The following is a 25,344-nucleotide window of genomic DNA, read 5'->3' as shown; positions in this document are numbered from 1 at the left end:
TCGCTCTTTTTTTTCGTCTGAAGCCCGCTGCCGTTACAGCATGATGGTCATCAGATATCCGATAAACAACGCCAGATGGGCGGCACCGTTCAATACATTGGTGCGTCCGGTCGAGAAGGAGAGCTGACAGAGAATCAGCGACGCCATCATAATCACCATCTGTGGCGGCTCCAGACCGAATATCAGCTCCTGGCCGGTCAGGGTGGCGATAATGGTTACCGCCGGTACCGTCAGGGAGATAGTCGCCAGCACCGAACCAAAGAACAGGTTCATGGCGCGCTGTACCTGATTCATCAGCACAGCCTTAATTGCGCCGAGGCCTTCCGGTGAGAGGATAAGCAACGCCACCAGGAAGCCGGTAAACTGTGCCGGTGCATTCAGGTCTGTCAGCAGGCTTTCCAGCGTATTGGCGTTCATCTTGGTTACGGCAATGACCGCAATCAAATGCACGATCAGCCAGATAGTGTGCCAGACGCTGCTGTGCGCCGAAGGTTTGCCATGATGCGGATCCCCATCGTCACTCTCATCTTCATGCTCATAAACAAACAGGCTCTGGTGGGTTTTGGTCTGGATTAGCAGGAAAACGCCATACATTGCGGCTGAAATTGCCGCGATGAGCAGGGCCTGGGTGACAGAGAAATTACCGCCCGGTAGCGCGTTGGGAAATACCAGCACCAGAATCGCGAGGGGAAAGATAGCGATCAGATATTGTTTCACGCCCGCCAGATTGACGTACTGCGTCGCAAACTTATTACCGCCCAGCAGCAGCGCAAAGCCGACCAGCCCGCCGGTCACAATCATCACAATCGAATAAAGCGTATCGCGCATCAGGCCGGGTGCAGCATCGCCTGTCGCCATCAGCGCCGAGATCAGACTCACTTCCAGAATGACGACAGAGAGGCTCAGAATCAGTGAGCCATAAGGTTCGCCCAGCCGGTGGGCCAGCACATCTGCATGTCTCACCACGCTAAACGCGCTGCTCAGAATGGCAATCAATGCCACTAAGTTGATACCGACGACAACGGGAAATGCGGTGTTAGCACCAAAAAAATAGAGTATACCCAGCGTGATAAGGGGAAATATCAGCGAGAATTCCTTGTGACGAGTTTTTTCATGTGAAGGCATTCACCATCCTCTCTGGTTAATGATTATCCGGACACAGCGGGGGCTGCTGTTAGAAATATAATCAGTTTTAGGGCAGGGCGCAGTTTATCTTTTCACCGGCCCTGACGGGAGAAATTTACTGGTTTTTACTTAACTGCAATAACCTTTTGAAATGATATTAACCTGATGTTATCTGAAATATTGCAATATTAATCAGGCTACAACAAGTTTGACGTGTGCATCTATCCTGACGATATATGTCAGAAAAACGGCATTTTAATATAAATTTCAGGGATGGGTTTATATTTTTAAACTGAAGTGACGATAAGTACAGGTTTGCGTTTTTCTGCTGCTGCGCCAGGCTTAACCAGAAACACTAAATCGCGACGATAAGCAGAGGAAAAGTTATGCCTTACGATAAACGAACCGACTTACCCGATAACGTTAAGCACGTGCTTCCTGCGCATGCGCAGGATATCTATCAGCAGGCATTTAACAGTGCGTGGGATCAATATAAAGAGGCGGAAGATCGACGCGGCGATGATTCGCGGGAAGAAGTGGCGCATAAGGTCGCCTGGTCAGCCGTGAAAAAAGATTATGAAAAAGGGAATGACGATAAGTGGCATCCCAAAGCGTAATCGCCTTGCTAGTCTGTTCACGTCAAAGGGCCAGGATTATCCAGCCCTTTTTTTCGACTTCGCTATCAGGTTTATCTGGTTTTTTTTAACCTGCGACCGGAATCACGCTTGAAACCCCGCGCGTAAATAGATTAATGTCAATTTAATGAACGAAACGCAGCGCCGTTTTGGAGATCATGTTACAGGAGCACTTTCGCAGGACGCCGATGACGTTGAGGAGGTCGCATTGCTTACCCGGGAATTTCTATTAAAAGCGGATTGTAAAACATCATTCGGGGATATCGATGAGACGCTACTCTGGAGTTGCGAGCAGCGCGCCGCCTCACTGGCCGCCACGCTGGCCTGCCGTCCCGATCACAGCCCTGTCTGGATCTTTGGTTACGGCTCACTGATGTGGAACCCGATTTTTGAGGCGGATGAAGTTGCATCCGGTTCGCTGGAGGGCTGGCATCGTGCTTTCTGCCTGCGGCTGATCGCGGGACGTGGCACTGCCACGCATCCGGGGCGCATGCTGGCGCTGAAACAGGGTGGCCGCACAACCGGACTGGCATTTCGTCTGCCGGAAGCGCGCTTACATGAAGAGCTGGCGCTGTTGTGGAAGCGTGAGATGATCACCGGCTGTTATTTACCGACCTGGTGTGAACTACAGCTCGAAGATGGCCGCAGCGTGACTGCGCTGACCTTTATTATGGACCCACGTCATCCGCTCTATGAATCGGACTCCTGCCCGGAGGCGATTGCGCCACTCATCGCTGCGGCCAGCGGCCCGCTGGGTTCGAATGCGCAGTATCTGTTTGCACTGGAAGAGGAACTCACCCGTCGTGGCATGGAGGAAGAGAGCCTGAGCCGGCTGGCGCATCAGGTGCGGACGCTCCAGCAATCCTGTCTCAAACAGGCCTGAATCAGGCCAGAGGCGGGTCAGCAGCGTAGAAGTAGCATAGAAAAGGGCGCGACACTGTCGCGCCCTTTTACGATCAATCCGGGGATTAGTTGCCCGGATTGATAAGCCAGGTTCCAGGCTTATCAATGGTCAGAGATTGGGTGTGCGTCTCACTGCCATTTTTAACGTCTATTTTGTACTGCCCGGCCGCCAGATTCAGCGCGGCAAATCCACTGCTGCCAGGTTTCACCTCGATCTGCTGTCCATTGAGCACTACGCTTTCACCGCTTTCCAGCTTCATATAGACCGTCGCCAGCGCGGCAGGAACCGCTGCGGCTGGCGGCGTCGATGCAGGTGCCGGGTGCGTCACGGCTGAGCTATTGCTGACCACATCTGGCATTACAGTGTGGCGATTAGCCAGCCAGATGGCGACGAGCACCGCCAGGATAGCCACGGCCGCCAGGCTCAGCAAGACAGGTGACAATTTGCGCACCGCACGCGGGGTAACAGGCTCCGCTGAGGCTGCAGCATGATTTACCGCCATCACAACCGGCGGAGCCGCCTCAACGACTTCTTCGATCGGCATAACCGGAGGCTCGCCCGGCACCGGGAAACTGTTGACCACGGCCTCAACATCACTGACCGGCAGATCAATCAGCGCTGCAAAGGCGTCGATGGTTTGTGGGCGATCGCCAGGTTTCATGGCCAGCGCGCAGTCAATGGCGTGCAGCAGCGGCAGCGAGTAGCCTTCAGGCTGGCGTTCCACCAGCGGCTGATAATTATCTTCAATGCAGCGCACCACGCTCACCGGCGGGGGATTACCGGTAATCAGGCTATGCAGCACCGCGCCCAGCGCGTAGATATCCGTCCAGGGTCCCTGTTCAACTTCACCCTCTTCGCTGTACTGTTCGATGGGCGCAAAGCCAGGCTTAAGCATGATCTCCGTTTCGTCAGAGAGGTTGCCGATCTCCTTTCGCGCCGAGCCGAAGTCCAGCAGTACGGGCAGCTGATTCTCCTGAAGCTGTATGTTGTCGAGTGAGATATCGCGATGCAGATAGCCAGCCTGATGAATCGTGCTGATAGCACCCAGCAGCGGCGGCAGCAGGCGGCGGATCCAGGCTTCAGAAATCGACGCCGGGCTGGTAACCTGCCACTCTTTGAGCGTCATGCCACTGTAATAGAGCGTGCCCATATAGGCCGTGCCGTTCTGCTCCCAGAAGCGCAGCACGTGCAGCAGCCCAGGATGATTGAATCGGGCCAGCAGACGCGCTTCCTGAATAAAGCTGTTCAGTCCGGCATTAAACAGTTTCTGAAAACGCTCTCCGCGCAGCTCCAGTGACAAATCGGCGGCACGGACCGCCAGCGACACCGGCATATACTCTTTTATAGCAATTGTGCGTTCGAGCTGGTGATCCCAGGCGCGATAGACAATGCCGAAGCCACCGCCTCCAATGACTTCCTTGATCTCAAACTCATTAAAACGGTAGCCGTCAGGCAGGGCATTCGGAACAGTTTTCGTATTATCATTTGCCGACATAGTGAACTCTCTGTACACGGCCTGATTGCCAGGCTGCGCGGTAATTAATTGATGTTACGCCAGGCACCAATGGCAGGATCAACCAGATCCGCGTGCAGGGTGTCGATAAGTAACACATTCACTTTTTGCTGTGGCATGAAATAGGGCGCCCACTGGCTGCGCAAGGTATCGACTCGCGATTTCACCACGTCAGCATTCTGCTGCGCAGCATTCTTATCCATTTTAATCAACAGTGCGCCATTGAAGCGCCAGACATGTTGCCGGGCATCAAAGGGCAGGACCAGCCAGCTATCTGAGGCGTCCGGGCGTGTCACAATCATGCGCTGATTATTAGCGGCGATGACCTCAAGCTTGCTGTCCGGAATCGCCAGGTTGGCGATGGGATAGCCCTGATAGAAGGTGACAGCGACCGGTGTGGGATGTTCCGGGGTCACCAGCGTCAGCTCACTCTTGCCCTCAGCCCAGCCATCCGGCGAGCAGTGCTGCTTACTGACGTCCGGTATAAACAGCGTCTGAGCATTTTCATTCCAGGCGGTGCGGAAGTGACAGCCGCTGGGGAGATCAAAATGTTGCAGCGGCGTGCTGTTGGCAGGCCGTGACAGGTCAAGTGGTGCAGCGTTGCTGTCACTGGCGCTAACGGTGGCATCCGCCATCACAATAGGGCGCCAGTTCTGCAACTTGCTTGCGCTGCCGCTGGCCATGACGCCACCTTCTTTGTTGGTCATCTGCCAGGGCAGTTCATCCAGTAATCCGCACTGATTGGCGAGCAGGGTGCCGACGCGCGGTAAAAAGGTGGTCAGCACGGCGGAATCCTTACTCTTGCCAGAGACGATGCGCAACGGCAGCGTCTCTTTACACCAGTCGTCGGGCGCTTTGCTCACCACATTATCGATGTAGACCTCCAGCGCCAGGCTGGGGGAGTAGACCACCCGATAATTTTCAGCCTGGGCATTAAAGGCAATCAGCAGGGTGATGATGCCGGGCAACCACAGTTTCATAAGGATCCTTGGAATCAAAAACGAGGCGGCAGAAAGCGCGCCGAATCAGCCAGTGAATAAAGCAATGTTGCTTCTTCCGGCTCACCAATCCAGACCGCCAGTGCGCTGAGATTATCTTTCTTCACGTTGCGGCTCACCGCCTGTTCCATCAAAGCCAGCCACTCTTCACACGCATTCACCATGCGCAGCGCCTGTTCCATTTCATCACTGGTCAGATTCAGCCAGAAGCCGTCGGTACAGACCAGAAAAGCATCGCCATCTTCCAGCGCAATCTCTTCTGAAAAGCTCACTAAGCGAGACGGCTCAGCGCCGAGCGCATTATAGAGTAAATTACTGTTAATGCCGGTATTTTCATAGCCTGCATCTTTCAGTTGCTGGGCCAGACTGTGATCCCGAGTCACCTCATGAAGCGCACCGCGGCGAAAGTGGTAAACCCGGCTGTCACCCGCATGCGCCCACCATGCACGTTGTTTATGGCGGTCAATAAACAGGGCCGCCAGCGTCGTGCTCATGCGTGAATATTTCGGATTTTTACCCTGTGCCTCGTGCAGCGCCTGACGGCACTGTTCAATTGCGTTGCGGGTGATTTCCGGTGTGAAGTCGTCATGCGCCTCAATCTGGCTGAGCAGGGTGTCACGCACCAGTTGCGCCGCGATCTCGCCGCCAGGCAAACCGGCTACGCCATCGCAAACCACAAAACAGGCTTTATGCTCATCCAGCGCTGTGCCGGTGCGATCCTGATTTTCATCGCGTAAGCCCTGCTGGCAGCGGCTGGCAAAAACAATTTTCATGTTTCATCTACCCGCGTCTGCGAGTCCTTGTACTGATTCACCTCCATGTCATAGGCATGAAGAAAGGCCTCGCCAAACAGCGTGTGGAAATCATCTTCAATCTCACCGGCAGTTCGCTGGTAATTACGCATGAAGTAGTCCCACAGCGCCGCCTTTTTTACGGTGGAAAATGGCAGCTTTGATACCACGCCATCGGCACGCGCCTGCTCTTCCAGACGCTGTGGATTAAAGGATTGCAGCATTGCTGCAATAATGGCGCGGATACCGGCAATCATGCCCAGCTGGTGGGCCTGCAAATCGACCAGTGCATCACGTACCGCCTGTTCCGGCGGCATAAAACCGGGCATCTGACTCTGGTACATCTGCATCAATACAGTTTTACCGGAGGGCAGGATCTTGAACGGATTATTGGCTTCGTTCAGGATCATCGTCATGTCTGCTTTTACACCACGCTTGAGAATAGATCGCGACGAGAGCAGTGCCACGGTGCCCTGAGAAAACAGGCTCAGCATCCGGCCAGTAATCCGCATCTGCTCTTCGTTAATCGGTGTGGCATGCCCATTGCTGAGCCCCATGCCGTCCAACAGTGCGGCGATGAGCCGATCCTGATCCACCGGCTGTGTCATGAACGCTTTCTGCGGCTCACTGGCCTGCGGATCGATGGCCAGACGCGCATCGTTGTGGCGCTCGTGGCGTAAAGGAGGAGAATCGTTGACCAGCAGCCGATCCTCAACCTCATGATGTTCGTGAATGCCCAGCGGGTTTGCAGGCTCGGCGCTGTCGCCAGCAAACAGCGCCAGGGGATCGTTTCGCGCGTCATTGCAGGCGGGATCACGCACTTCCAGGGCATAGTCACCGATGCGCAACGCATCGCCATGCTTCAGAAGCACCTGCATGCCGCGCCCCAGGGCGATGCCGTTATGTTCTACCGGCGTCACGCTGCCCTGATTGGTCAGGCGACACTCTCCGTCATGTGACAGGTGAACCAGTGCCTGCAGACGCGAAATAGCCCGCGTCTCATCAGGCAGCACCAGATCGTTGTCCTGACTGCGGCCAATGGTGCCCCCAGGCGGTTGAAACGCAACGCTTTTGACCGGAAAATCCGCGGTGCTTTGCACAATGGTAAATTGCATGAGTTATCCCAGATTAAACAGCAAACGCATCCGGCCTCACTCGAACATCGGAGGATAGAGGCCATTACGTCCCGGCAGTGAACCTGCCGCCGGGTTGAACAGTAACGAAAACAGTTGCGCAGTGAGATTGCCGCTGTGCTTGTGGGTCGCATGGACAAACCCATCACTACGATTACTCCACCAGTAGCTCATGTGCTGCTGAGGGTCAAAGCGTTCAGCCACTTCACGCCAGCTCAGCGTGCAGGGCAGATCCTGAAAGCCGAGCACATCCATAATTTCAGAAGGCTTTCTGGCGGGAACCAGCAGCGGCGGCAATGCCTGAATCTGCTGCTCTAACTGCTCACCATCCAGCGGGGTCTGAACAGCCTGTAACAGCGTCGCGCCCAGATCCTGAAACCAGTCACCAGAGATGGTCAGTTGGGCCGGATGCCACTGCGCCAGTGAAAAGCTGTGCAGTGCCAGAAGCGGCCAGGCGCGTCCAACACGGTCACAGGAGGGCAGTAAACAGCCCATCTGTATCTGGGGTCGGGTCGCGGTCACCGGCAGGACAAAATTCCACACTGGCGCGTGAAGGAAGTTCGCGCTACTGGACCACGCCTGCTGATGCCAGTGCATCAATCCCTGCTGGAACCAGTGATTCCAGGGGCTAATCTGTTGCTCGCTCAGCCGACGGTGCAAAAAGTCACCGGTCGATGGCAGTTTGCCATACCAGCCGGGGGCGATGTAAGCAGCCATATTCACCTCACCGTTACTCGCTTTGCGAGTGTGATGGCGGGGCCTGGTGCAGCGGCGTAACTGCCAGCATGTCACCTTTCTGGCCCGCAATGTTCAGATTCTCCGCCAGCTTACGCATCATTAATGCATTATCCCGTGCATAAGGCGATGACTGAATCTGTTGGTCCAGCAACTGGCTCAGGTGCCAGTCGAGCTGCTGCAGATCGCGGGCGCTTACTGTGTCGGGCAGTGAACGCTGTAAATTTTGCAGCAGCCAGGCCCGCAAAAATTCGCCATCGTAGTTTCGCGGCTGATAAAGCATCTGATAGGCGCGCAGCGCATTGCGGCTGTAAGCGTTATCATCACCGGGATCGTTACGCAGAATGTTAGTGATCTGCTGTGCTACCCGCGGCAGCAATAAAGACTTAAGCGCATTTTGATAAAGCACCCAGGCGGCATCGCTGACCTGGCTACCGCGATATAAACCCGCCCGCATGGTAAGCGGTGGATTATCGAGAGAAAAACGTTCTGAGAGCGGTAGCTTTACCAGGTTGTTCAGAAAGGGTAGCAGATCAAAAATATTATCAGCAGGCTGATGAATCACCTGCTGACTCTGCTCGCGTATCGCCGGTACCCGCGCGGCAACCTGTTGCAGATAATGTTGATTCTGATAGTAGCTGAGGCCCCAAAGGCTGGAGGCGATCAGAAGTGCACCGGCCAGTACGCCATAGCCAATCCAGTGGAACAGCTGATTACGGTACTCCCAGCGGCGATTACTGCCGGCCAGACCGCTTTCTTTGAAAATCAGATCGCTGAGCAGGTCACGAATAAAGAAGCTCTGGCCTTTGTTGCCGGGAATCGGACTGTTGCGGTTAACACTGTCCCAGGCCGCAATGGAGTGATCGCCCGCCTGACGTAACTGCAGTTTGCGGCTCAGTTCTCCCATCACCCGGTCAAACGGCAGGCCTTCCTGCGTGCCACTGGTGAAAAACAGGCCACGCGGGCTCCAGGCGACCGCATCCTGATGCTCAGAAAAAACGATATCCAGATATTCGTTCAGTAGTGGACGCAGTGAGGCAAACTCCTGCGGGAAGAGGAAGCACTCGGCACGCGCGTTCAGATCGCGCTCCTGGGTCATCTGTCCTGACAGATGCTGCTGGAGATTCTCTTCCAGCCGCTGGAACTGCTGACCAAAATTGCGGTGCCAGTCATCTTTGTGCGGCTTACCCGAATCCCAGTTAAAGGTGAAGCCCCAGATGGCGTCACGCCGCGCTTTATCCATAGAGCCAAAGTAGCTCATAAAACCTTTCAGCAGGTCGGTTTTAGTGACCATCACATAGACCGGGAAGTGAATGCCGGTCTGCTGATGCAGTTCCGCCATCCGCTCGCGCAGCGCGCTGGCCTGGGCGAAACGCGCCTCGGCGGAATCACTCAGCAGATCGGCAACGCTGATGGTCATGATGACACCGTTGATCGGCTGACGGGTGCGATAGCGTTTCAGCAGATTGATAAAGCTGTGCCACTCCGCAGCATCGCGGACGCGCTGGCTTTCCTGCAACGCATACCGTCCGGCGGTATCGATCAGCACTGCACTGTCAGTAAACCACCAGTCGCAGTTGCGGGTGCCGCCAACGCCACGAATCGCCTGCTGGCCCAGGGTGTCAGTGAGCGGAAACTCAAGACCGGCATTAAACAGCGCGGTGGTTTTACCGGCACCGGGCGCGCCCATCACCAGATACCAGGGGAGCTGGTAGAGATAATTGGCGTTAAAGCGAGACAGTAAACTGCCGCTGTGACGGCGTCCAAACTGCGTGCGTTTCAGCTGCAACGCGGCTTCGCTGAAGCGCTGGTTGAGCCGCTCATCTGTCATCTGACGCTCGGCAGGATCGTCGTTATCCGACAGCTGAAGTTGGGTCAGTAAGCGACTGTTAAACCAGGCACGATAAAGCGACGGAATGAGTTGAAACAGGATCCAGAGAAAATAGAGCGCACCTACGGTGAGCTGGCGGGGCAGAACCGGTTCCAGGGGGCGTGACTGGCCCCATGACCAGAACGGGCCGAGCATCCAGACCAGGCAGCTCAGCGCCGTAACGCCAATAAAACTCCACAGCAGGCGATGTGTTAACAGCAGGCGAAGTGAGGCGCGCATTATTGTGCTCCTTGATGATTAGTGAGCGTTTCAGGCGCGGCAAACAGGGTAATTTCAACGCGACGGTTGCGGGTCCGGTTTTCGCTGCTGTCATTAGGCAGCAGCGGATCGCTATCGCCGCGGCCTTCAGAGCGAACGGTATGACCGTCGTTCAGCTGAACCTGTAACAGCTGAGTGATCGTGCGGGCGCGGGCAAAAGAAAACTCATAGCTGGAGGCAAAGCGGCTGTTATCCACCGGATGATCGTCGGTAAACACCGAGACCAGGATGGTCCCTTTGACATCTTTCATCGCGTTTGAGACGCGGGCCAGCAGCGCCCGCCCCACCGGATTGATCACCGTACCTTGCTCAGCAAACAGTTTGTCCGCCGGAATAATCACTTTGCTGCCAAAGGCGCCGTCACTGACTTCAAGCTGTCCGGCAGCAATCACATCATTCAGGCGCTGACGGAGGTCCAGCAACGCCTGTGGCGAAGAGGGTCGGCGGCCCGCGGTAATTTGCGGCAGGGGTGTCTGATAGATGGCGCGCAGCAGGGGTTCGGCAGCATTGCCAAGCCGCCAGTTTAATCCACTGTAAATCAGGCAGCCAATCAGCGCGACCAGCATGGCACAAGCCCAGAGCGGTACCATAGGACGGGCGAGAGTGCTCACCAGCGGATGAACTTCTACCAGTGGCGGTTGTGGCGTCTGGCGCTGAGCGCGCGTTTCATCAATCAGGCTTTTCAGGCGATTACGGATACCGTCGCACTGGTTGCGACCATTTTCGCTGCCGCGATAGCGGCCCTCATAGCCCAGTAGCAGGCAGTACTGCACGACTTCCAGCAGCCAGAGATGCTGCTGCGGGCTCTGTGAAATGCGTGACAGTAGCTGAAAGAATTTTTCACCACCCCAGCTTTCATTGTGGAAGGTGACCAGCATGCCGTTGCCAGACCAGACCCCGCGCGTGCCCCATGGGGTCTGCGCCGCGGCTTCATCCAGCGCAGTGCAGATGCAGTAACGCGCGCCGATAATCATCTCAAACGGCAGCCCTGCCTGTTTACAGCGTTGTTCAAACTGGCGGATTTCATCGATCAGAGACTGGCGCAGACCCGCAGGGTCGTCATGTGTGGCTGCCTGACGAATTTGTACTACCGCGTTCAGTAGTGGCGCCGCAGCCTGAAGTAATAGATTCTCATTGCCTGAGGGGGGCGCCTCACGCGCAGGGGATTCCACAGTCATTAATTAGTGATCTTCCAGCCAATGGCTAATCCCTGTACCCACAGCCCGGGACGGTGCTGCAGGCAATATGCGCCGGATTTCATATTCAGTCTAAGATCCATGTCGCGGTATCGTTAGTCCGACAGGCTTTGCTGTCACCGCCAACGGCTACGCAGACCTGCTTGGTTTTGCGGGGACGGGGACGGTCGCTCTGCACGGTAGCATCATAACGATCGCTCGCGACGCCTGCTTTTAGCGGCACATAGCCGATCAGTGGACCGTCAGCCTGGTCAGCAATGGCCAGCCAGTTGTGTTCCACATTACCCAATACTTCAAAGGGTTTACCCGTTTCGAGATAACGAACGACTTTGCCACCGTAGTCAGGCGAGGTCATCACTGATGCACCATAGAGCGCGCGCCAGGTCTGGTTAACGGGTTCAAATTCAGTCGGTGCCGCGACAGCGTGTCGATGGACCAGTTTGACGCCGTTAATTTCGCTGGTGACCAGCGTATCGTCAGTGACGGGCGGCGGCGGGGCCTTACAGCCTGCCAGGGTAAGGACCGCCAGCAGTGTTAACGCAAGACTCTTTTTCACCATGTTCCTCGTGATCTCATCAAAGTAACTGCATGTTGCCGGACCCGATGTCATGAGGCGCTGTTTGTCGCGCGGCATCGTGCCAAAATTCTGTGTTTCAAAAAAAGGTCAGTTTACATCGGGATAGTAACGCTTTTAGTCTACCTAAGACTTTTGAGAATTCAAACCATTGCACCCACTGCCGATGCGTGATAGTGGGCACTTTACGTGCGGGTTTTGAAGCCAGAAAAGCGCCAGCAGATATGATAGTTAAAACTAACTGAATTATCGCGGCAACAAACTGCCTGAGAACAGTGTCGCGCATTCTGACATGCAATTAATCCGATTGGAAACTATTAAGTTTTACTAATAACTTGTTGTCGAAAAATTTTATCGATTTGCGTTAAGAATATTATCAAAATCAGAATTTACGCCCTGTTCGGGTCCGCGTTTTTGCCGAAAGCGGCACGCCTTTTGCTTCTCAAAGCTTTTAACCGCACCGAGGTGAGCAATGAGTAATGCCATGACATGGCTGCAGGCATCGCGTGACAGTGATAATGCCAGTCTGCAACGGTTGCTTGAGACAGGCGAGTTGATAACCGCTATCAGTGAACTGGTTCATCGACTGCAGCGGGAACGTGGCGCAAACAACCTCTGGATCTGCTCAAATGGCGCGCTCTTCAGCGCCGAACGTCACGCCCGTCAGCAGGAGGTCAGTGCCAGCCTGCAGCATTTTTACCGGGCGCTACCGCCCGCCGTTGCGCAGCCCGGCTTTAGCCGCTTTTGCAATCTGATTGCTTCGGCGCTGCAGGCGCTGGACGGATTACCCGCGCTGCGTGAGCAGATCAGCCAGCGAGAGCAGGATCAGGCTGCAGCGATGTCCGCTTTTAATCAGGTTATTCGCACCTTACTTAATCTGGTCTTTGAGGCCGCCGACACGGCAAGCTATCCCGCGATTTCCCGTGCGCTTATCGCGCTGTTCAGTTTTATGCAGGGCAAAGAGCTGGCCGGGCAGGAACGGGCTATCGGTGCTGCGGGCTTTGCGGCGCGTCATTTCACACCCGATCAGCGTAGCCAGCTGGTGGCCCTGATTGCGGCCCAGGAGCAGAGTTTTACCACTTTCCAGGAATTTGCTGACAGCGCGACCTGCAAACGCTGGCAGCCGCTGTCTCAGGCCAGCCGGGACATTGAACGTCTGCGGCGCATCGCCTGTACCGGAGGGCCCTGTGATGAGACCGGCGCACTCCACTGGTTTTCCCTGCTCTCCAGGCGGCTCGATCAGATGAAAACCCTTGAGGATGCCCTGACGGCTACGCTGATGCAGCGCTGTCGTGAAGCGATTGCTCAGGCGCACCAACAGCCGATGTTTACGATGGCACAGGGCGACAGCAACTTTTCGCTTTATGTCTCCGGCGCTGACTGGCTGCATGGTGCAGCTGCGCTCAACAGTGACGGCCTTGCCCCGCAGCTCGGGCGCTCGGTGCTGTCGCTGATTGGTGAACAGTCGCAGCGTTTGCAGCAGCAGACGAATGAGCTGGCGTCAATGCGTGCCTCACTCGACGAACGTCGGGTGATCGATCAGGCCAAACACTGGCTGATGCAGCAGCAGGGTTTCACCGAAGAGGCGGCCTGGCAGACGCTGCGCAAAAGTGCGATGAATCAGAATAAGCGGGTACTGGAGATCGCGCAGGCGGTGCTGGCGGTGGCGAAGACTCTGAACACCTAACCCGGATGAGGTAGCTGCACAGCGTTTGTGCGTGATCTGCGTCAGAAACGTGCAAAAACGGTTAATTTATCACCAGTATTTTTCCGCAGAGCGGTATTCACGCGGCTTCGGCGATCTGGCACACCCTTTGCTTTAACCATACAGAGAGTACGCATTGCTCCCGCCAATGGCGGTGGGGTCAGTGCTTTGGATAAAGGCGTCCATCCGCAGGCTTCGGCTTGTCGGAGGACGCCTTTTTTTATTTCTGTTCAGGGGCAACATGATGAGCAAAACGCCTTTTTCACTGACACGACGTCAGGCGCTGATCTCCGGTGCTGCACTGGGTGCGGCCTGGATCGTTCCGGGATTACGAAATGCAGTCTGGGCGGCAGGTTCCGATGCGCCAGAAAAGTCACAGGTGCGGGTAGGCTTTATTCCGCTTACCGACTGTGCGCCCGTGGTCATGGCGTCGGTCAAAGGCTTCGACAAGAAGTATGGTCTGACGCTGGCGGTCAGCAAAGAGGCGAGCTGGGCGGCGGTGCGCGACAAGCTGACCTCCGGTGAACTGGATGCGGCACATGTGCTCTACGGCATGATCTACGCGCTGCAGTTGGGCGTGGCGGGACCGCAGCACGACATGGCGAACCTGATGACGCTCAATCACAACGGCCAGGCGATCACCCTCTCGAACCAGCTGAAAGCCAGTGGCGTCACCGATGCGGCCAGCCTGAAAAAAACCGTAGATGGCAGTCCCAAAGGCAGCCTGACTTTCGCGCATACCTTTCCCACCAGCACGCACGCTATGTGGCTCTACTACTGGCTGGCTAATGCCGGCATTCATCCGTTTAACGATGTGCGCACCGTGGTCGTGCCGCCGCCGCAGATGGTGATGAACATGAAGATTGGCAACATGAGCGGCTTCTGTGTCGGTGAGCCGTGGAATCAGCGTGCCATCAGCGACAACATCGGTTTCACCGCCGCCACCAGCCAGCAGATCTGGCCGGAGCATCCGGAAAAAGTGCTCGGCACCCGCGCGCAGTGGGTGAAAGAGAATCCTAATACGGCCCGCGCGCTGACCGCCGCGGTGCTGGAGGCGGCGCGCTGGATTGATGCCTCAGACGATAACCGCCGTGAAACCGCGCAGGTGCTAGCCGGGCGCGCCTGGATCAACACCAAAGTGGAAACGCTACAGGGGCGAATGCTCGGCCAGTATCAGAACGGGTTGGGGCAGTCGTGGCAGGACGCGCATCCGATGCGCTTCTTCGACAACGGCAACGTCAGTTTTCCGTGGCTCTCCGACGGCATGTGGTTCCTGACGCAGATGAAACGCTGGGGTCTGCTCGCCAGCGATCCCGACTACCTTGCCGTGGCCCGCCAGATCAACCGCATCGACATCTACAAACAGGCGGCCAGCGCAGTCGGGCAGATTGCACTGCCTGCCAGTGAGATGCGCAGCAGCACCCTGATCGACGGCAAAGTCTGGGATGGCAGCAATCCTGCCGCCTACGCCGCCAGTTTCGCTATCAAACGTTAAGAGAGGTTGTTATGAGAACTGACGCGCGCGCGCTGGCTCAGCCGGAGCAAACCCCCGACAGTGCCACCGTGATTCCGTTACAGGTCACCCCGAAAGCCGCCGTTCGTCCGGCACGTCTGCGTCCGTTTTTGCAGCGCTGCATTCCGGCTGCGGGCGGCCTGCTGCTGATGTTGCTGGTGTGGCAAATTGCCGCCTTGTTTGAACCCTCGTTTCCTTCGCCTTACGCGACCTGGCAGGCTGCACAGGTTCTGTTCGCTGACCCGTTCTACAGCAATGGCCCCAACGATCAGGGTATCGGCTGGAATGTGATGGCCTCGCTGCAGCGCGTCGCCATCGGCTTCGGCCTGGCCGCGCTGGTGGGCATTCCGGCCGGTTTTCTGCTGGGACGCTTTACCTTTATGGCGCGGATGTTCAATCCGATTATCGCTCTGCTGCGCCCGGTCAGCCCGCTGGCCTGGCTGCCGATTGGACTGCTGCTGTTTCAGCGCGCCGAGCCGGCCGCCAGCTGGACCATTTTCATCTGTTCAATCTGGCCGATGATCATCAACACCGCCGAAGGGGTGCAGCGCATTCCGCAGGATTACCTCAACGTCGCGCGGGTGTTACAGCTCTCTGAATGGACGGTGATGCGCCGGATTCTGCTGCCCGCCGTGCTGCCTGCGGTGCTCACCGGCGTACGTCTCTCTATCGGCATCGCGTGGCTGGTGATCGTCGCCGCCGAAATGCTGACCGGTGGTCTGGGCATCGGCTTCTGGATCTGGAACGAGTGGAACAACCTCAACGTGGCAAACATTCTGATCGCCATTCTGATTATCGGTGTCGTCGGGCTGCTGCTGGAGCAGGGTCTGATGCTGCTGGTGCGTCGTTTCAGCTGGGAAAAATAAGGAGAACATCATGCAGCAACACATTATTCGCGTTCAGCAGGTGAGCCAGCGTTTCAATACCGCCAGCGGCGAGTTCCTGGCCCTGGACAACGTCAGTTTTGATATCCACGAAGGGGAAACCCTGAGCCTGATTGGCCATTCGGGCTGCGGCAAATCGACGCTGCTGAACCTGATTGCCGGATTAACCCGTCCCAGCAGCGGCGTACTGCTGTGTGATAACCGCGAAATCACCGGACCGGGTCCGGAGCGTGCGGTGGTGTTTCAGAACCATTCGCTGCTGCCGTGGCTGACGGCGTTTCAGAACGTCGAACTGGCGGTGCAGCAGGTGTTTAAAGGGCGTTTCAGCAAAGCGGAGATGCGCGACTGGATCGAACACAACCTCAATCGGGTACAGATGAGCCACGCCATGCACAAGCGGCCTGGCGAAATCTCGGGTGGCATGAAGCAGCGTGTTGGCATTGCGCGTGCCCTGGCGATGAAGCCGCGTGTGCTGCTGCTGGATGAGCCGTTTGGCGCGCTGGATGCGTTAACCCGCGCTCACCTGCAGGACAGCGTGATGCGCATCCAGCAGGAGCTGAATACCACTATCGTGCTAATCACCCATGACGTGGATGAAGCGGTGCTGCTCTCCGACCGGGTACTGATGATGACTAACGGCCCGGCAGCACAGGTCGGCGAAATCCTGACTGTTGATCTGCCGCGTCCGCGCTCGCGGGTAGCACTGGCGGATGAGCCGCGCTACCACCAGCTGCGCCAGAAAGTGCTGCATTTTCTCTATGAAAAACAGACCACGGCGGCATAAGGAGCAGACCATGAGGCAACGGTTGCTGGTGATAGGCAATGGCATGGCGGGGATGCAGATGGTGGAGAGCCTGCTGCAACGTGCGCCGCAGCGTTACGCCATCACGGTCATTGGCCGCGAGCCGCACGGCAACTATAACCGCGTGCTGTTGTCGCCGGTGCTGGCCGGTGAAAAGTCCTTTGATGACACCCTGATCCATGATCAGGATTGGTATCAGCGGCACGGCGTCACGCTCCTGAACGGTGAAACCGTCCTGCAGGTCGATCTGGCTGTGCGAACCGTGCAGACCGATCGGCGCCAGCTCAGCTGGGATCAACTGGTGTTTGCCACCGGTTCGCAGCCTCGTCTGCCCGCGATTCCAGGCATTGATGCGGATTGCGTCCGGGTTTTTCGCAGCATTGCTGACGTCCGGCAACTGCTGTCAGGTCAGGGGCCGGTGGTGGTGGTGGGCGGCGGCTTTCTGGGCATTGAAGCGGCAGCAGCACTCCGCGCCCGTGGCCGGGACGTCACGCTGATCCACCACAAACCCTGGCTGCTGGATCGCCAGCTGGATGCAAAAGCGGGCGAACTCTTGCTGACGGCATTAGCGCAGCGCGGCATCCGCTGTGAACTCAACAGCGGATTTGTGGCGATTAACGAGACGGGCGTGACGCTGACCAGCGGCCACCACGTTGCCGCCACGCAGGTGGTCATCGCCATCGGCGTTCAGCCCGAAATAACGCTGGCGCAGGCGGCGGGTCTGCCGTGTCAGCGCGGCATTCTGGTGGATGGTCAACTGCGCAGCGCCATTCCCGGGGTTTACGCGGTGGGTGAGTGCTGTGAAATCGCGGGCGAAACCTTTGGTCTGGTCGCGCCCTGCCTGGCGCAGGCACAGATTCTGGCGGCGCAACTGGCCGGATCGCCGCTGGCGGATTTTGTCAGTGAGCCGCTGGCGACACGCCTCAAAGTGAGTGGCATTTCGCTGTTCAGCGCGGGCGACGTCAGTGAGGCGCCCTCTATCAGCAGTTTTGACCCGATCTCTGGCGACTATCGCCGTCTTTTTCTTCGTCAGGGCCGCCTCTGTGGCGTGCTGCTATCTGGCGACACCCGGCAAGGGCCTGCGCTGATGGAGCGTCTTCAGCACGCCGAACCTGTCACGTTCGCTGCCCTGTTCGATCACGATCAACCTGAACCGCAGCCACAGGCTGCAGAGAGTCCTGAAATGAGTAAACCGGTTTTAGCCGTGGTGGGTCACGGCATGGTCAGTCACCATTTTCTTGAGCAGCTGGTTGCCCGCGAAATGCATCAGCACTATCACATCGTGGTTTACGGCGAGGAGCGCCAGCAGGCTTACGATCGGGTGCATCTGTCGGACTATTTCAACGGCAAAACGGCCGACGACCTGTCGCTGGTCGACGGGGACCTCTTTGCCCGGCACGGTATCGAACTGCGGAGTGGCTGTTCGGTTGTCGCGATCGACCGCCAGCAGCGCAGCCTGCGTGACAGCACGGGCAGTGAACTGGCCTGGGATAAGCTGGTGCTGGCGACTGGCTCACGCGCGTTTGTGCCGCCGGTGCCGGGCCACGACGGCGATCGCTGCTTTGTCTATCGCACGCTGGACGACCTTGATGCCATTGCCACCTGCGCCCGCCACAGCCAGCGCGGCATCGTGATTGGCGGCGGCCTGCTGGGTCTGGAGGCGGCGAATGCGTTACGGCAGCTCGGGCTCGAAACGCACGTGGTGGAGTTTGCGCCGCGCCTGATGGCGGTGCAGCTTGATGAGGGCGGTGCGCTGATGCTGCGTCAGAAGATCGATGCGCTGGGCGTGACGGTTCACACCTCGAAACAGACCGAACTGATTGAGCGACAGCCTGACGGCAGCGTGGTGCTGCGCTTTGCCGACGGCAGCAGTTTACCCGGCGATCTGGTGCTGTTTTCCGCCGGTATCCGGCCGCGCGATGAACTGGCGCGTGAGGCGGGTCTGACGCTGGGACCGCGCGGCGGCATTGAGATTAACGATCGCTGCCAAACCAGCGATGACGACGTGTTTGCCATCGGCGAATGCGCGCTGTGGAACGGTCAGATCTTTGGTCTGGTCGCGCCGGGTTATCAGATGGCGCGGGTGCTGGCCGGACATCTGGCGGCTGAACCCACCGCATTCAGCGGTGCAGACATGAGCACTAAGCTGAAACTGCTGGGCGTGGAGGTCGCTTCGTTTGGTGACGCTCACGGCCGCACGCCGGGCAGTCAGCATTATCACTGGACCGACGGGCCAAAAGGCATCTACAAGAAAATCGTGGTCTCTGCGGAGGGCACCCGGCTGCTGGGCGGCGTGCTGGTGGGTGACAGCAGCGATTACGCCACGCTGCTGCAGATGATGCTCAATGACTTACCGCTGCCCACCGCACCGGAAAGCCTGATTCTGCCTGCACTTGCCGGTGCGCCCAAAGCGCCAGGCGTCGCGGCGTTGCCGGACAGCGCCCAGGTCTGCTCCTGCCACAACGTCAGCAAGGGCGATATCTGTGCGGCGGTGAAAGGGGGCTGTGGTGAGATGAGCAGCATCAGGAGCTGCACAAAAGCGGCCACCGGCTGTGGCGGCTGTGCAGCGCTGGTGAAGCAGGTGATGGAGTTTCAGCTGGAAAATCTCGGCGTTGAGGTGAAAAAAGATGTCTGCGACCACTTCAGCTATTCACGCCAGGAGCTGTATCACCTGGTGCGGGCTGGCGAGTTTAAAACCTTCGATGCGCTGCTGGCATCGCACGGTCGGGGGCAGGGTTGCGAGATCTGCAAGCCGCTGGTGGCATCATTGCTCGCCTCCTGCTGGAATGACTATCTGCTGAAACCGGCGCATCTGCCGCTGCAGGACACCAACGACCGCTATTTTGCCAACATCCAGAAAGATGGCACCTATTCCGTAGTGCCGCGCGTTCCGGCAGGCGAAATCACGCCGCAGGGGCTGATCGCCATTGGCGAGGTGGCGGCGCGTTACGACCTCTACACCAAAATCACCGGCGGGCAGCGCATCGACCTGTTTGGGGCGCGGCTCGACCAGTTGCCGGATATCTGGCAGACGCTGCTGGAAGCGGGTTTTGAAACCGGTCACGCCTACGGCAAATCGCTGCGAACGGTGAAATCCTGTGTGGGTTCAACCTGGTGTCGCTACGGCGTGCAGGATTCGACCGCCTTCGCCATTGCGCTGGAGAACCGCTACAAGGGGCTGCGCGCACCGCATAAGATCAAGATGGCGGTTTCGGGTTGTACCCGCGAGTGTGCAGAAGCGCAGAGCAAAGATATCGGGGTGATCGCCACTGAAAAAGGGTGGAACCTCTACGTCTGCGGGAATGGCGGGATGAAGCCGCGCCATGCTGATCTGTTCGCCAGCGATCTCGACGACGCGACGCTGCTGCGCTATGTCGATCGCCTGCTGATGTTCTACATCCGTACCGCCGATCGGCTACAGCGTACCAGCGTCTGGATGGACAATCTTGAAGGCGGTCTGGATTATCTGCGGCAGGTCATCATTGAGGATAGCCTCGGGCTGGGCGAGACGCTGGAGCAGGAGATGCAGCAGGTGGTAGATGCATACCAGTGCGAGTGGCAGACCACGCTGGCGGACCCGTCGCGCCGTGCGCTGTTTACGCCAACGGTTAACAGCGACCACGCTGATGAAACCCTGCACTACAGCCGGGTACGCGGTCAGCGTCAGCCTGAATCCGTGGCCGCGCGTCCGTTGCTGCAATTGCCCGCCGAGCCGTGGAGTGCTATCTGCGCACTGGAGGCGATTCCGCCGGAGGCAGGAATTGGCGCGCGACTTGGCAGCGAGCGTGTCGCGCTGTTCCGCTTTGGGGATGCGCTGTTTGCGCTGGAAGATCGCGAACCTGGCAGCGACGCCAGCGTGCTGTCGCGCGGGATCCTGGGCGATGTCGGCGGTGAGCCAGTGGTGATCTCTCCGCTTTACAAGCAGCGGATACGGTTGCGTGACGGCCAGAGTCTGGATAATCCGCAGCACCAGCTGCGCTGCTGGCCGGTGAAACTCGAAGCGGGGCAGATCTGGCTGGCAAATCGTCCGCTCAATCAGCTGGCGCAGGCATCATGAACAGCACCTGTCCCTATTGCGGCGTCGGCTGTGGCGTCTGCGTCACGCCGCAGGGACCTCATCAGGCAACCGTGACTGGCGACCCCCAGCATCCGGCCAATGCGGGCCGGTTATGCGTCAAGGGGGCGGCGCTGGGTGAGACGCTGACGTCGCAGGGGCGTCTGCTGACCGCCGAAGTTAACGGCCATCCGGTCAGCCTTGATGCGGCGCTGGATGCGGCGGCGGCGGGATTGCGTGCGGTGATCGATCAATATGGTCCGCAGGCAGTGGCATTTTATGGCTCCGGCCAGCTGCTGACGGAGGATTACTACGTCGCCAATAAGCTGATGAAAGGCTACATCGGTGCCGCCAACATCGACACCAATTCACGGCTCTGTATGGCGTCGGCGGTGGTCGGGTATAAGCGGGCGCTGGGAGCCGATGCAGTGCCCTGCTGCTATGAGGATCTGGAGCAGACCGATCTGGTGTTGCTGGTTGGCTCCAATGCTGCCTGGGCGCATCCTGTGGTCTGGCAGCGGCTGATGCAGGCAAAGCAGCAACGACCTGCAATGCAAATTGTGGTGGTTGATCCACGCCGCACGGCAAGTTGTGACCAGGCCGATCTCCACCTGCCGCTCCGGCCCGGCAGTGATTCGGCGTTGTTCTCCGGTCTGCTGCACTGGCTGGCTCAGCACGATGGCCTTGATAGCGACATGTTGCCTCACCTTAATGGCGTGAATGAAACGCTGGCTGCTACTGCGCAGTGGGATGTGGCACGGGTGGCTGATACCTGTGATTTAACGGAGCAGCAGGTCGCGCATTTTTTCCAGCTGTTCAGCCAGCATGAGCGTGTACTTACGCTGTGGTGTATGGGGATTAATCAGTCCGTCACCGGCAGCGACAATAACCAGGCGATTCTTAATCTGCATCTGCTGACGGGTAAAATAGGGCGCGTGGGCTGCGGACCTTTTTCGCTGACCGGACAGCCGAATGCGATGGGCGGACGTGAAGTGGGTGGCCTGGCAAATCAGCTGGCGGCGCACATGAGTTTTACGGCAGCAGAATGCGATCGGGTGCAGCGCTTCTGGCGCAGCCCGACGATTGCCCGCGAGCCGGGGCTGACCGCACTGGACCTTTTCAGGGCGATTGCGGCAGGCGAGGTGAAAGCGGTGTGGATTATGGGCACCAATCCGGCGGTGTCGATGCCGGAGGGGAATCGCGTAGCGCAGGCGCTGGCGGCCTGCCCGCTGGTGATTGTGTCGGATGTGATGGCGCAGACCGATACCAGCGCCTTTGCCGATATTCTGCTGCCGGCTCAGGGATGGGGCGAGAAGAACGGCACAGTAACGAATTCAGAACGGCGTATTTCGCGTCAGCGCGCTTTTGCCGCCGCGCCGGGTGATACACGGCCTGACTGGTGGCTGCTGGCGCAGGTGGCGCAGCGGCTGGGCTTTGGTGAGGACTTCAACTGGCAGCATCCGTCGGAGATTTTCCGTGAACATGCCGCGCTGTCGGGCTTTGAAAATCATGGCCAGCGCGCATTTGATATCAGCGGGCTGGCGCAGTTGAGTCAGGCTGAATGGGATGCATTGCGTCCGGTGCAGTGGCCGGTGAACAGTAATTTTCCGCAGGGTTGCGCCCGATTGTTTGGCGATCGCCGCTTTTTCCATCCGGACGGTAAAGCCCGTCTGCTTGTCCCGGCCACGCCTCTCCTGGCGCGGCGAGATTCAGCTTACCCGCTGCTGATGAATAGCGGTCGGGTGCGCGATCAGTGGCATACCATGACGCGCACCGGGCTGGTGCCGCGTCTGATGCAGCATTGCGATGAGCCCTTTGTAGCGCTGCATCCTGCTGACGCCGCGCAGTATGGCGTGACGGCGGGCGGTCTGGCGCGGGTGCAGTCGGCGCAGGGCTGGATCAGTGTCCGGGTGCGCATTGATGCGGGGATACGGCGCGGCGAGCTATTTGTGCCGATGCACTGGAACCGGCAGTTCAGTCAGCAGAGTCACGTCGATATGCTGATCGCCGGTCGGGCCTGTCCGTTTTCCGGGCAGCCTGCGCTGAAGCAGACGCCGGTACGGATTCGTCCGCTGGCGGTGACCTGGCAGGGCTGGCTCTGGCAGCGTGAGATTGCGCCGCTCGCGGGATTACGTTACTGGTCGCGCGCGCCTTATCCGGCAGTGCAGCGCTATGCCGTGGCGGGTCCGGGATCGCCGCAGGCGTGGCTGGCAGAGCAGATTGATCTGTCAGACTGTGACGTGCAGGTCGCCACTGGCAGCGGTGCTGTTTACCGGTTGCTGGCATGGCGCGAGGGTGCATTGCAGCTGGCCTTTTATGCCGGTAGCGCCTTGCCGTCGCTGGATAGTGCGTTTGTTGCGGCGGCGTTTGCGGATGCGCCGCAGGATGCAGCCGGGCGGCACAGCGTGCTGGCGGGGCAGGCGATGCAGCGGCGTGCGGCGGGACGGATTATCTGTAGCTGTATGTCGGTGGGTGAGCAGACGATTTTGCAGGCGATGGCGCAGGGGTGTCGCACTACTCAGGCGTTAGGCGAGAAGCTAAAGTGCGGCACACAGTGCGGCTCCTGTATTCCGGAGCTGAAGCAGTTGTTGCTGTCCGATGTGGTTGTGGAGGAATGATGACGCGAGCAATTGATTCTCTGGATAAGTTACTGGCTCCGGCCGGTGTGGCAAAGCCGCAGGGTGCAGTATGGCTGGTGGGTGCAGGCCCTGGCGATGTGGAGTTGCTGACGGTGAAAGCATTGCGATTACTGCAACGGGCTGAGGTGGTGGTGTATGACCGGCTGGTAAGTGAAGCGGTGATGGCAGAGGTGCCGGAGAGTGCGTTATGCATTGATGTGGGTAAGCAGCCGGGGCAGCATGGGCTGAAGCAGGCGCAGATTAATCAGTTGCTGGTGGATCTGGCGCGTAGCGGGCGCAATGTGATCCGCCTGAAGGGAGGCGACCCGTTTATTTTTGGGCGGGGTGGCGAGGAGATGGTGAGCCTGCAGGAGGCCGGGATTCGCTGTGAGGTGGTGCCAGGGATTACCGCGGCGGTTGGCTGTGCGGCGGCCAGCGGCATTCCGTTGACGCACCGGGATTGTGCGCAGTCGTTGCGGTTGATTACCGGGCATGGGCGGAGTGGCGAGCCGCAGCTGGATGCGGCTGCGTTGTCGGCAGAGAATCAGACACTGGTGTTTTATATGGGGTTGAGCTGGAGTGCGTCGATCAGTGCGCAGTTGCAGGCGCAGGGACGGGATGCGGAGACGCCGGTAGCGATTATCGAGAAGGGAACCCGGCCGGATCAGCGGGTGTTGATTACTACATTGGGCGGGCTGGCGGAGACGGTCGCGCGGGATCAGCCGGTGTCGCCGTCGCTGCTGGTGGTGGGTGAGGTGGTGCGGTTTTATCGGGCGGATTTGCAGGTTACGGGTGGGGAAATTGGGGAGAGGGGCGTCGTACAGGAAAGGCCTGCCTGATCGCAAAGGTGTCCCGCATCCCTGCGGTTTGTTCGGGTGAGCAGGCTGGGAGGGTTTGATGAGCGGGTGAGCCGTGCAGGAAAGGCCTGCCTGATCGCAAAGGAATCCCGCATCCCTGCGGATTGGGCTCGCCCTCCCTGGCTCGCACACTTTGCTCTTCAGGCAGGCCTTACCTGCACTGCTGGCGATGGTGCGGCGTTTTGCTGGAGCAGGTCTGGAGAGTGTGCGGGTTAGTTCAGGTGAGCAGTTGTGTTTAATATCAACCAGGGAGGGGCTAAAGATGCGCAGTGACTATAGGTGATTAATGTCCGTTATGAGCTAAGAGCGGAAGTATGAATGTTTGTTTAACTCTATTGGCTTTTAGCCACTCTTATCTCAGGTCTTCGCGAGTTGGACCTTGAAAGTAGATACTGCTTATATGACAACTACGTGGCTGAGTCAGCACAAAACGAATTGTTTCCCAGACTGAGCGCCCATTCATCAGACGTTCCCCCATTCTGAATTCACTGTCGACAAGCGTATCTAATCCTGTAAGTTCAAAATCAGGTGGATACAACCCGGTCACACGTATATTTTCTTCGGACAACTGCTGTGACAGTTTGGTGATAAACCCGCTAAGCCCATGTTTGCTGGCGAAAAAAGCAGGATGCGCAATTGAATCCGTAAAATTCGGGATCCCACATGAAGATATAATTGAGACGATATCAGCATTGTCTGAACGTCTTAACCCGGGCAGCAGAGCCTGAGTCAGTAGAATCGAACCTGTCAGACCTGAACTAACGGTATTGATAATTTCTGTGTCGGGCTGATCGTCTAATCTCCCTGACAACCACTGAGCTGCATTCAGGATTAAAATGTCTATAGGCTTGTCTGAAATTAACAGCTGTGAAGAAAACTGAGAAAGGGACTCAGGCCGGGTTAAATCACAGATATATCCTTTTGCAATGCCGCTTTCAGCAGTGATGATGCTGCAGGTTTTTTGAATATCTTCAGCCCGCCGTGCGCAAAAATCCACCTCGACGCCCTCTCGTGCCAGCCACACGCACAACGCCTGGCCAAATCCCCCGCCGCCACCGGTAATAACAGCTCTTTTACCTCTCAGCATCTTCATTCTTCCCTTTCCCAGATGACTATGTGTGGATGTAGATATACATGAGGAAGTTAATTGACATCTTT

19 protein-coding genes are annotated in these 25,344 nt (G+C 57.8%); 9 read left to right on the top strand and 10 right to left on the bottom strand.

Annotated elements, in window-relative coordinates:
• Window positions 1–33: 33 nt before the first annotated feature.
• A complete protein-coding gene (gene chaA, locus P2R09_RS14060; protein ID WP_003850842.1) occupies window positions 34–1,125 on the bottom strand; it encodes a sodium-potassium/proton antiporter ChaA in 1,092 nt (363 codons plus the stop codon).
• Window positions 1,126–1,511: 386 nt separating this feature from the next.
• Here chaA and chaB point away from each other — a divergent pair, with 386 nt between their 5' ends.
• Window positions 1,512–1,742 carry a putative cation transport regulator ChaB gene (chaB, locus tag P2R09_RS14055; RefSeq protein WP_275770589.1) on the top strand — a complete coding sequence of 77 codons (231 nt, stop codon included), beginning with the start codon at window positions 1,512–1,514 and terminating at the stop codon, window positions 1,740–1,742.
• 226 nt (window positions 1,743–1,968) lie between these two features.
• A complete protein-coding gene (locus tag P2R09_RS14050) occupies window positions 1,969–2,643 on the top strand; it encodes a gamma-glutamylcyclotransferase (RefSeq protein WP_003850848.1) in 675 nt (224 codons plus the stop codon).
• 85 nt (window positions 2,644–2,728) lie between these two features.
• Here the strand turns inward: P2R09_RS14050 and P2R09_RS14045 are convergent, their stop codons facing one another.
• The 8 genes from P2R09_RS14045 to P2R09_RS14010 form a co-directional block, all read right to left on the bottom strand.
• Entirely contained in the window at window positions 2,729–4,159 is a 1,431-nt protein-coding gene (locus P2R09_RS14045; RefSeq protein ID WP_275770587.1) for a serine/threonine-protein kinase, read from the bottom strand.
• Window positions 4,160–4,203: 44 nt separating this feature from the next.
• Window positions 4,204–5,157, bottom strand: coding sequence for a hypothetical protein (locus P2R09_RS14040; protein ID WP_275770585.1), 954 nt, complete (start codon window positions 5,155–5,157; stop codon window positions 4,204–4,206).
• A gap of 14 nt (window positions 5,158–5,171) precedes the next feature.
• Window positions 5,172–5,948, bottom strand: a complete 777-nt coding sequence (locus tag P2R09_RS14035) for a PP2C family serine/threonine-protein phosphatase (RefSeq protein WP_275770583.1) — start codon at window positions 5,946–5,948, stop codon at window positions 5,172–5,174.
• On the bottom strand, window positions 5,945–7,081 hold the full coding sequence (gene tagH, locus P2R09_RS14030; RefSeq protein WP_275770581.1) for a type VI secretion system-associated FHA domain protein TagH: 1,137 nt from the start codon (window positions 7,079–7,081) through the stop codon (window positions 5,945–5,947). Before tagH ends, P2R09_RS14035 begins: the two co-directional genes overlap by 4 nt.
• A 36-nt stretch (window positions 7,082–7,117) precedes the next feature.
• Window positions 7,118–7,816 carry a type VI secretion system-associated protein TagF gene (gene tagF, locus P2R09_RS14025; protein WP_003853123.1) on the bottom strand — a complete coding sequence of 233 codons (699 nt, stop codon included), beginning with the start codon at window positions 7,814–7,816 and terminating at the stop codon, window positions 7,118–7,120.
• A gap of 13 nt (window positions 7,817–7,829) precedes the next feature.
• A complete protein-coding gene (tssM, locus tag P2R09_RS14020; RefSeq protein ID WP_275770578.1) occupies window positions 7,830–9,944 on the bottom strand; it encodes a type VI secretion system membrane subunit TssM in 2,115 nt (704 codons plus the stop codon).
• Window positions 9,944–11,161 carry a type IVB secretion system protein IcmH/DotU gene (gene icmH / locus P2R09_RS14015; protein ID WP_275770576.1) on the bottom strand — a complete coding sequence of 406 codons (1,218 nt, stop codon included), beginning with the start codon at window positions 11,159–11,161 and terminating at the stop codon, window positions 9,944–9,946. The genes tssM and icmH overlap by 1 nt, the downstream gene beginning before the upstream one ends.
• 85 nt (window positions 11,162–11,246) lie before the next feature.
• On the bottom strand, window positions 11,247–11,738 hold the full coding sequence (locus P2R09_RS14010; RefSeq protein ID WP_275770574.1) for an SH3 domain-containing protein: 492 nt from the start codon (window positions 11,736–11,738) through the stop codon (window positions 11,247–11,249).
• Window positions 11,739–12,225: 487 nt separating this feature from the next.
• On the opposite strand from P2R09_RS14010, the gene P2R09_RS14005 reads away from it, so the two are divergent.
• From P2R09_RS14005 to cobA, 7 genes are all read left to right on the top strand, one after another.
• Window positions 12,226–13,440, top strand: a complete 1,215-nt coding sequence (locus P2R09_RS14005; protein ID WP_275770571.1) for a nitrate regulatory protein — start codon at window positions 12,226–12,228, stop codon at window positions 13,438–13,440.
• Window positions 13,441–13,702: 262 nt separating this feature from the next.
• Complete coding sequence (locus P2R09_RS14000; RefSeq protein ID WP_275770751.1) at window positions 13,703–14,953, top strand: CmpA/NrtA family ABC transporter substrate-binding protein; 1,251 nt, start codon at window positions 13,703–13,705, stop codon at window positions 14,951–14,953.
• A gap of 11 nt (window positions 14,954–14,964) precedes the next feature.
• Window positions 14,965–15,837, top strand: coding sequence for a nitrate ABC transporter permease (ntrB, locus tag P2R09_RS13995; RefSeq protein WP_003853116.1), 873 nt, complete (start codon window positions 14,965–14,967; stop codon window positions 15,835–15,837).
• Window positions 15,838–15,847: 10 nt separating this feature from the next.
• Entirely contained in the window at window positions 15,848–16,639 is a 792-nt protein-coding gene (locus P2R09_RS13990; RefSeq protein ID WP_003853115.1) for an ABC transporter ATP-binding protein, read from the top strand.
• Between the two features lie 10 nt (window positions 16,640–16,649).
• Window positions 16,650–20,714, top strand: coding sequence for a nitrite reductase large subunit NirB (nirB, locus tag P2R09_RS13985; protein ID WP_275770567.1), 4,065 nt, complete (start codon window positions 16,650–16,652; stop codon window positions 20,712–20,714).
• Window positions 20,711–23,329 (top strand): nitrate reductase, encoded by a 2,619-nt coding sequence (locus P2R09_RS13980; RefSeq protein WP_275770565.1) that lies wholly within the window; start codon window positions 20,711–20,713, stop codon window positions 23,327–23,329. The genes nirB and P2R09_RS13980 overlap by 4 nt, the downstream gene beginning before the upstream one ends.
• Entirely contained in the window at window positions 23,329–24,168 is an 840-nt protein-coding gene (gene cobA / locus P2R09_RS13975; protein WP_275770749.1) for a uroporphyrinogen-III C-methyltransferase, read from the top strand. The genes P2R09_RS13980 and cobA overlap by 1 nt, the downstream gene beginning before the upstream one ends.
• 370 nt (window positions 24,169–24,538) lie before the next feature.
• Here the strand turns inward: cobA and P2R09_RS13970 are convergent, their stop codons facing one another.
• Entirely contained in the window at window positions 24,539–25,273 is a 735-nt protein-coding gene (locus tag P2R09_RS13970; protein ID WP_275770562.1) for an SDR family oxidoreductase, read from the bottom strand.
• Window positions 25,274–25,344: the final 71 nt, after the last annotated feature.

The sequence above is a fragment of the Pantoea sp. Cr_R13 genome, from assembly GCF_029222565.1.
GTDB classification, from domain to species: domain Bacteria; phylum Pseudomonadota; class Gammaproteobacteria; order Enterobacterales; family Enterobacteriaceae; genus Pantoea; species Pantoea eucalypti.
This window is presented reverse-complemented; position numbering and strand designations above follow the sequence as displayed.

What these genes read in the sequence shown, in the direction of transcription:
- chaA (WP_003850842.1), bottom strand. Translation starts at nt 1,125, where the DNA reads ATGCCTTCACATGAAAAAACTCGTCACAAGGAATTCTCGCTGATATTT.
- chaB (WP_275770589.1), top strand. Translation starts at nt 1,512, where the DNA reads ATGCCTTACGATAAACGAACCGACTTACCCGATAACGTTAAGCACGTG.
- P2R09_RS14045 (WP_275770587.1), bottom strand. Translation starts at nt 4,159, where the DNA reads ATGTCGGCAAATGATAATACGAAAACTGTTCCGAATGCCCTGCCTGAC.
- P2R09_RS14040 (WP_275770585.1), bottom strand. Translation starts at nt 5,157, where the DNA reads ATGAAACTGTGGTTGCCCGGCATCATCACCCTGCTGATTGCCTTTAAT.
- P2R09_RS14035 (WP_275770583.1), bottom strand. Translation starts at nt 5,948, where the DNA reads ATGAAAATTGTTTTTGCCAGCCGCTGCCAGCAGGGCTTACGCGATGAA.
- tagH (WP_275770581.1), bottom strand. Translation starts at nt 7,081, where the DNA reads ATGCAATTTACCATTGTGCAAAGCACCGCGGATTTTCCGGTCAAAAGC.
- tagF (WP_003853123.1), bottom strand. Translation starts at nt 7,816, where the DNA reads ATGGCTGCTTACATCGCCCCCGGCTGGTATGGCAAACTGCCATCGACC.
- tssM (WP_275770578.1), bottom strand. Translation starts at nt 9,944, where the DNA reads ATGCGCGCCTCACTTCGCCTGCTGTTAACACATCGCCTGCTGTGGAGT.
- icmH (WP_275770576.1), bottom strand. Translation starts at nt 11,161, where the DNA reads ATGACTGTGGAATCCCCTGCGCGTGAGGCGCCCCCCTCAGGCAATGAG.
- P2R09_RS14010 (WP_275770574.1), bottom strand. Translation starts at nt 11,738, where the DNA reads ATGGTGAAAAAGAGTCTTGCGTTAACACTGCTGGCGGTCCTTACCCTG.
- P2R09_RS14005 (WP_275770571.1), top strand. Translation starts at nt 12,226, where the DNA reads ATGAGTAATGCCATGACATGGCTGCAGGCATCGCGTGACAGTGATAAT.
- P2R09_RS14000 (WP_275770751.1), top strand. Translation starts at nt 13,703, where the DNA reads ATGAGCAAAACGCCTTTTTCACTGACACGACGTCAGGCGCTGATCTCC.
- ntrB (WP_003853116.1), top strand. Translation starts at nt 14,965, where the DNA reads ATGAGAACTGACGCGCGCGCGCTGGCTCAGCCGGAGCAAACCCCCGAC.
- P2R09_RS13990 (WP_003853115.1), top strand. Translation starts at nt 15,848, where the DNA reads ATGCAGCAACACATTATTCGCGTTCAGCAGGTGAGCCAGCGTTTCAAT.
- nirB (WP_275770567.1), top strand. Translation starts at nt 16,650, where the DNA reads ATGAGGCAACGGTTGCTGGTGATAGGCAATGGCATGGCGGGGATGCAG.
- P2R09_RS13980 (WP_275770565.1), top strand. Translation starts at nt 20,711, where the DNA reads ATGAACAGCACCTGTCCCTATTGCGGCGTCGGCTGTGGCGTCTGCGTC.
- cobA (WP_275770749.1), top strand. Translation starts at nt 23,329, where the DNA reads ATGACGCGAGCAATTGATTCTCTGGATAAGTTACTGGCTCCGGCCGGT.
- P2R09_RS13970 (WP_275770562.1), bottom strand. Translation starts at nt 25,273, where the DNA reads ATGCTGAGAGGTAAAAGAGCTGTTATTACCGGTGGCGGCGGGGGATTT.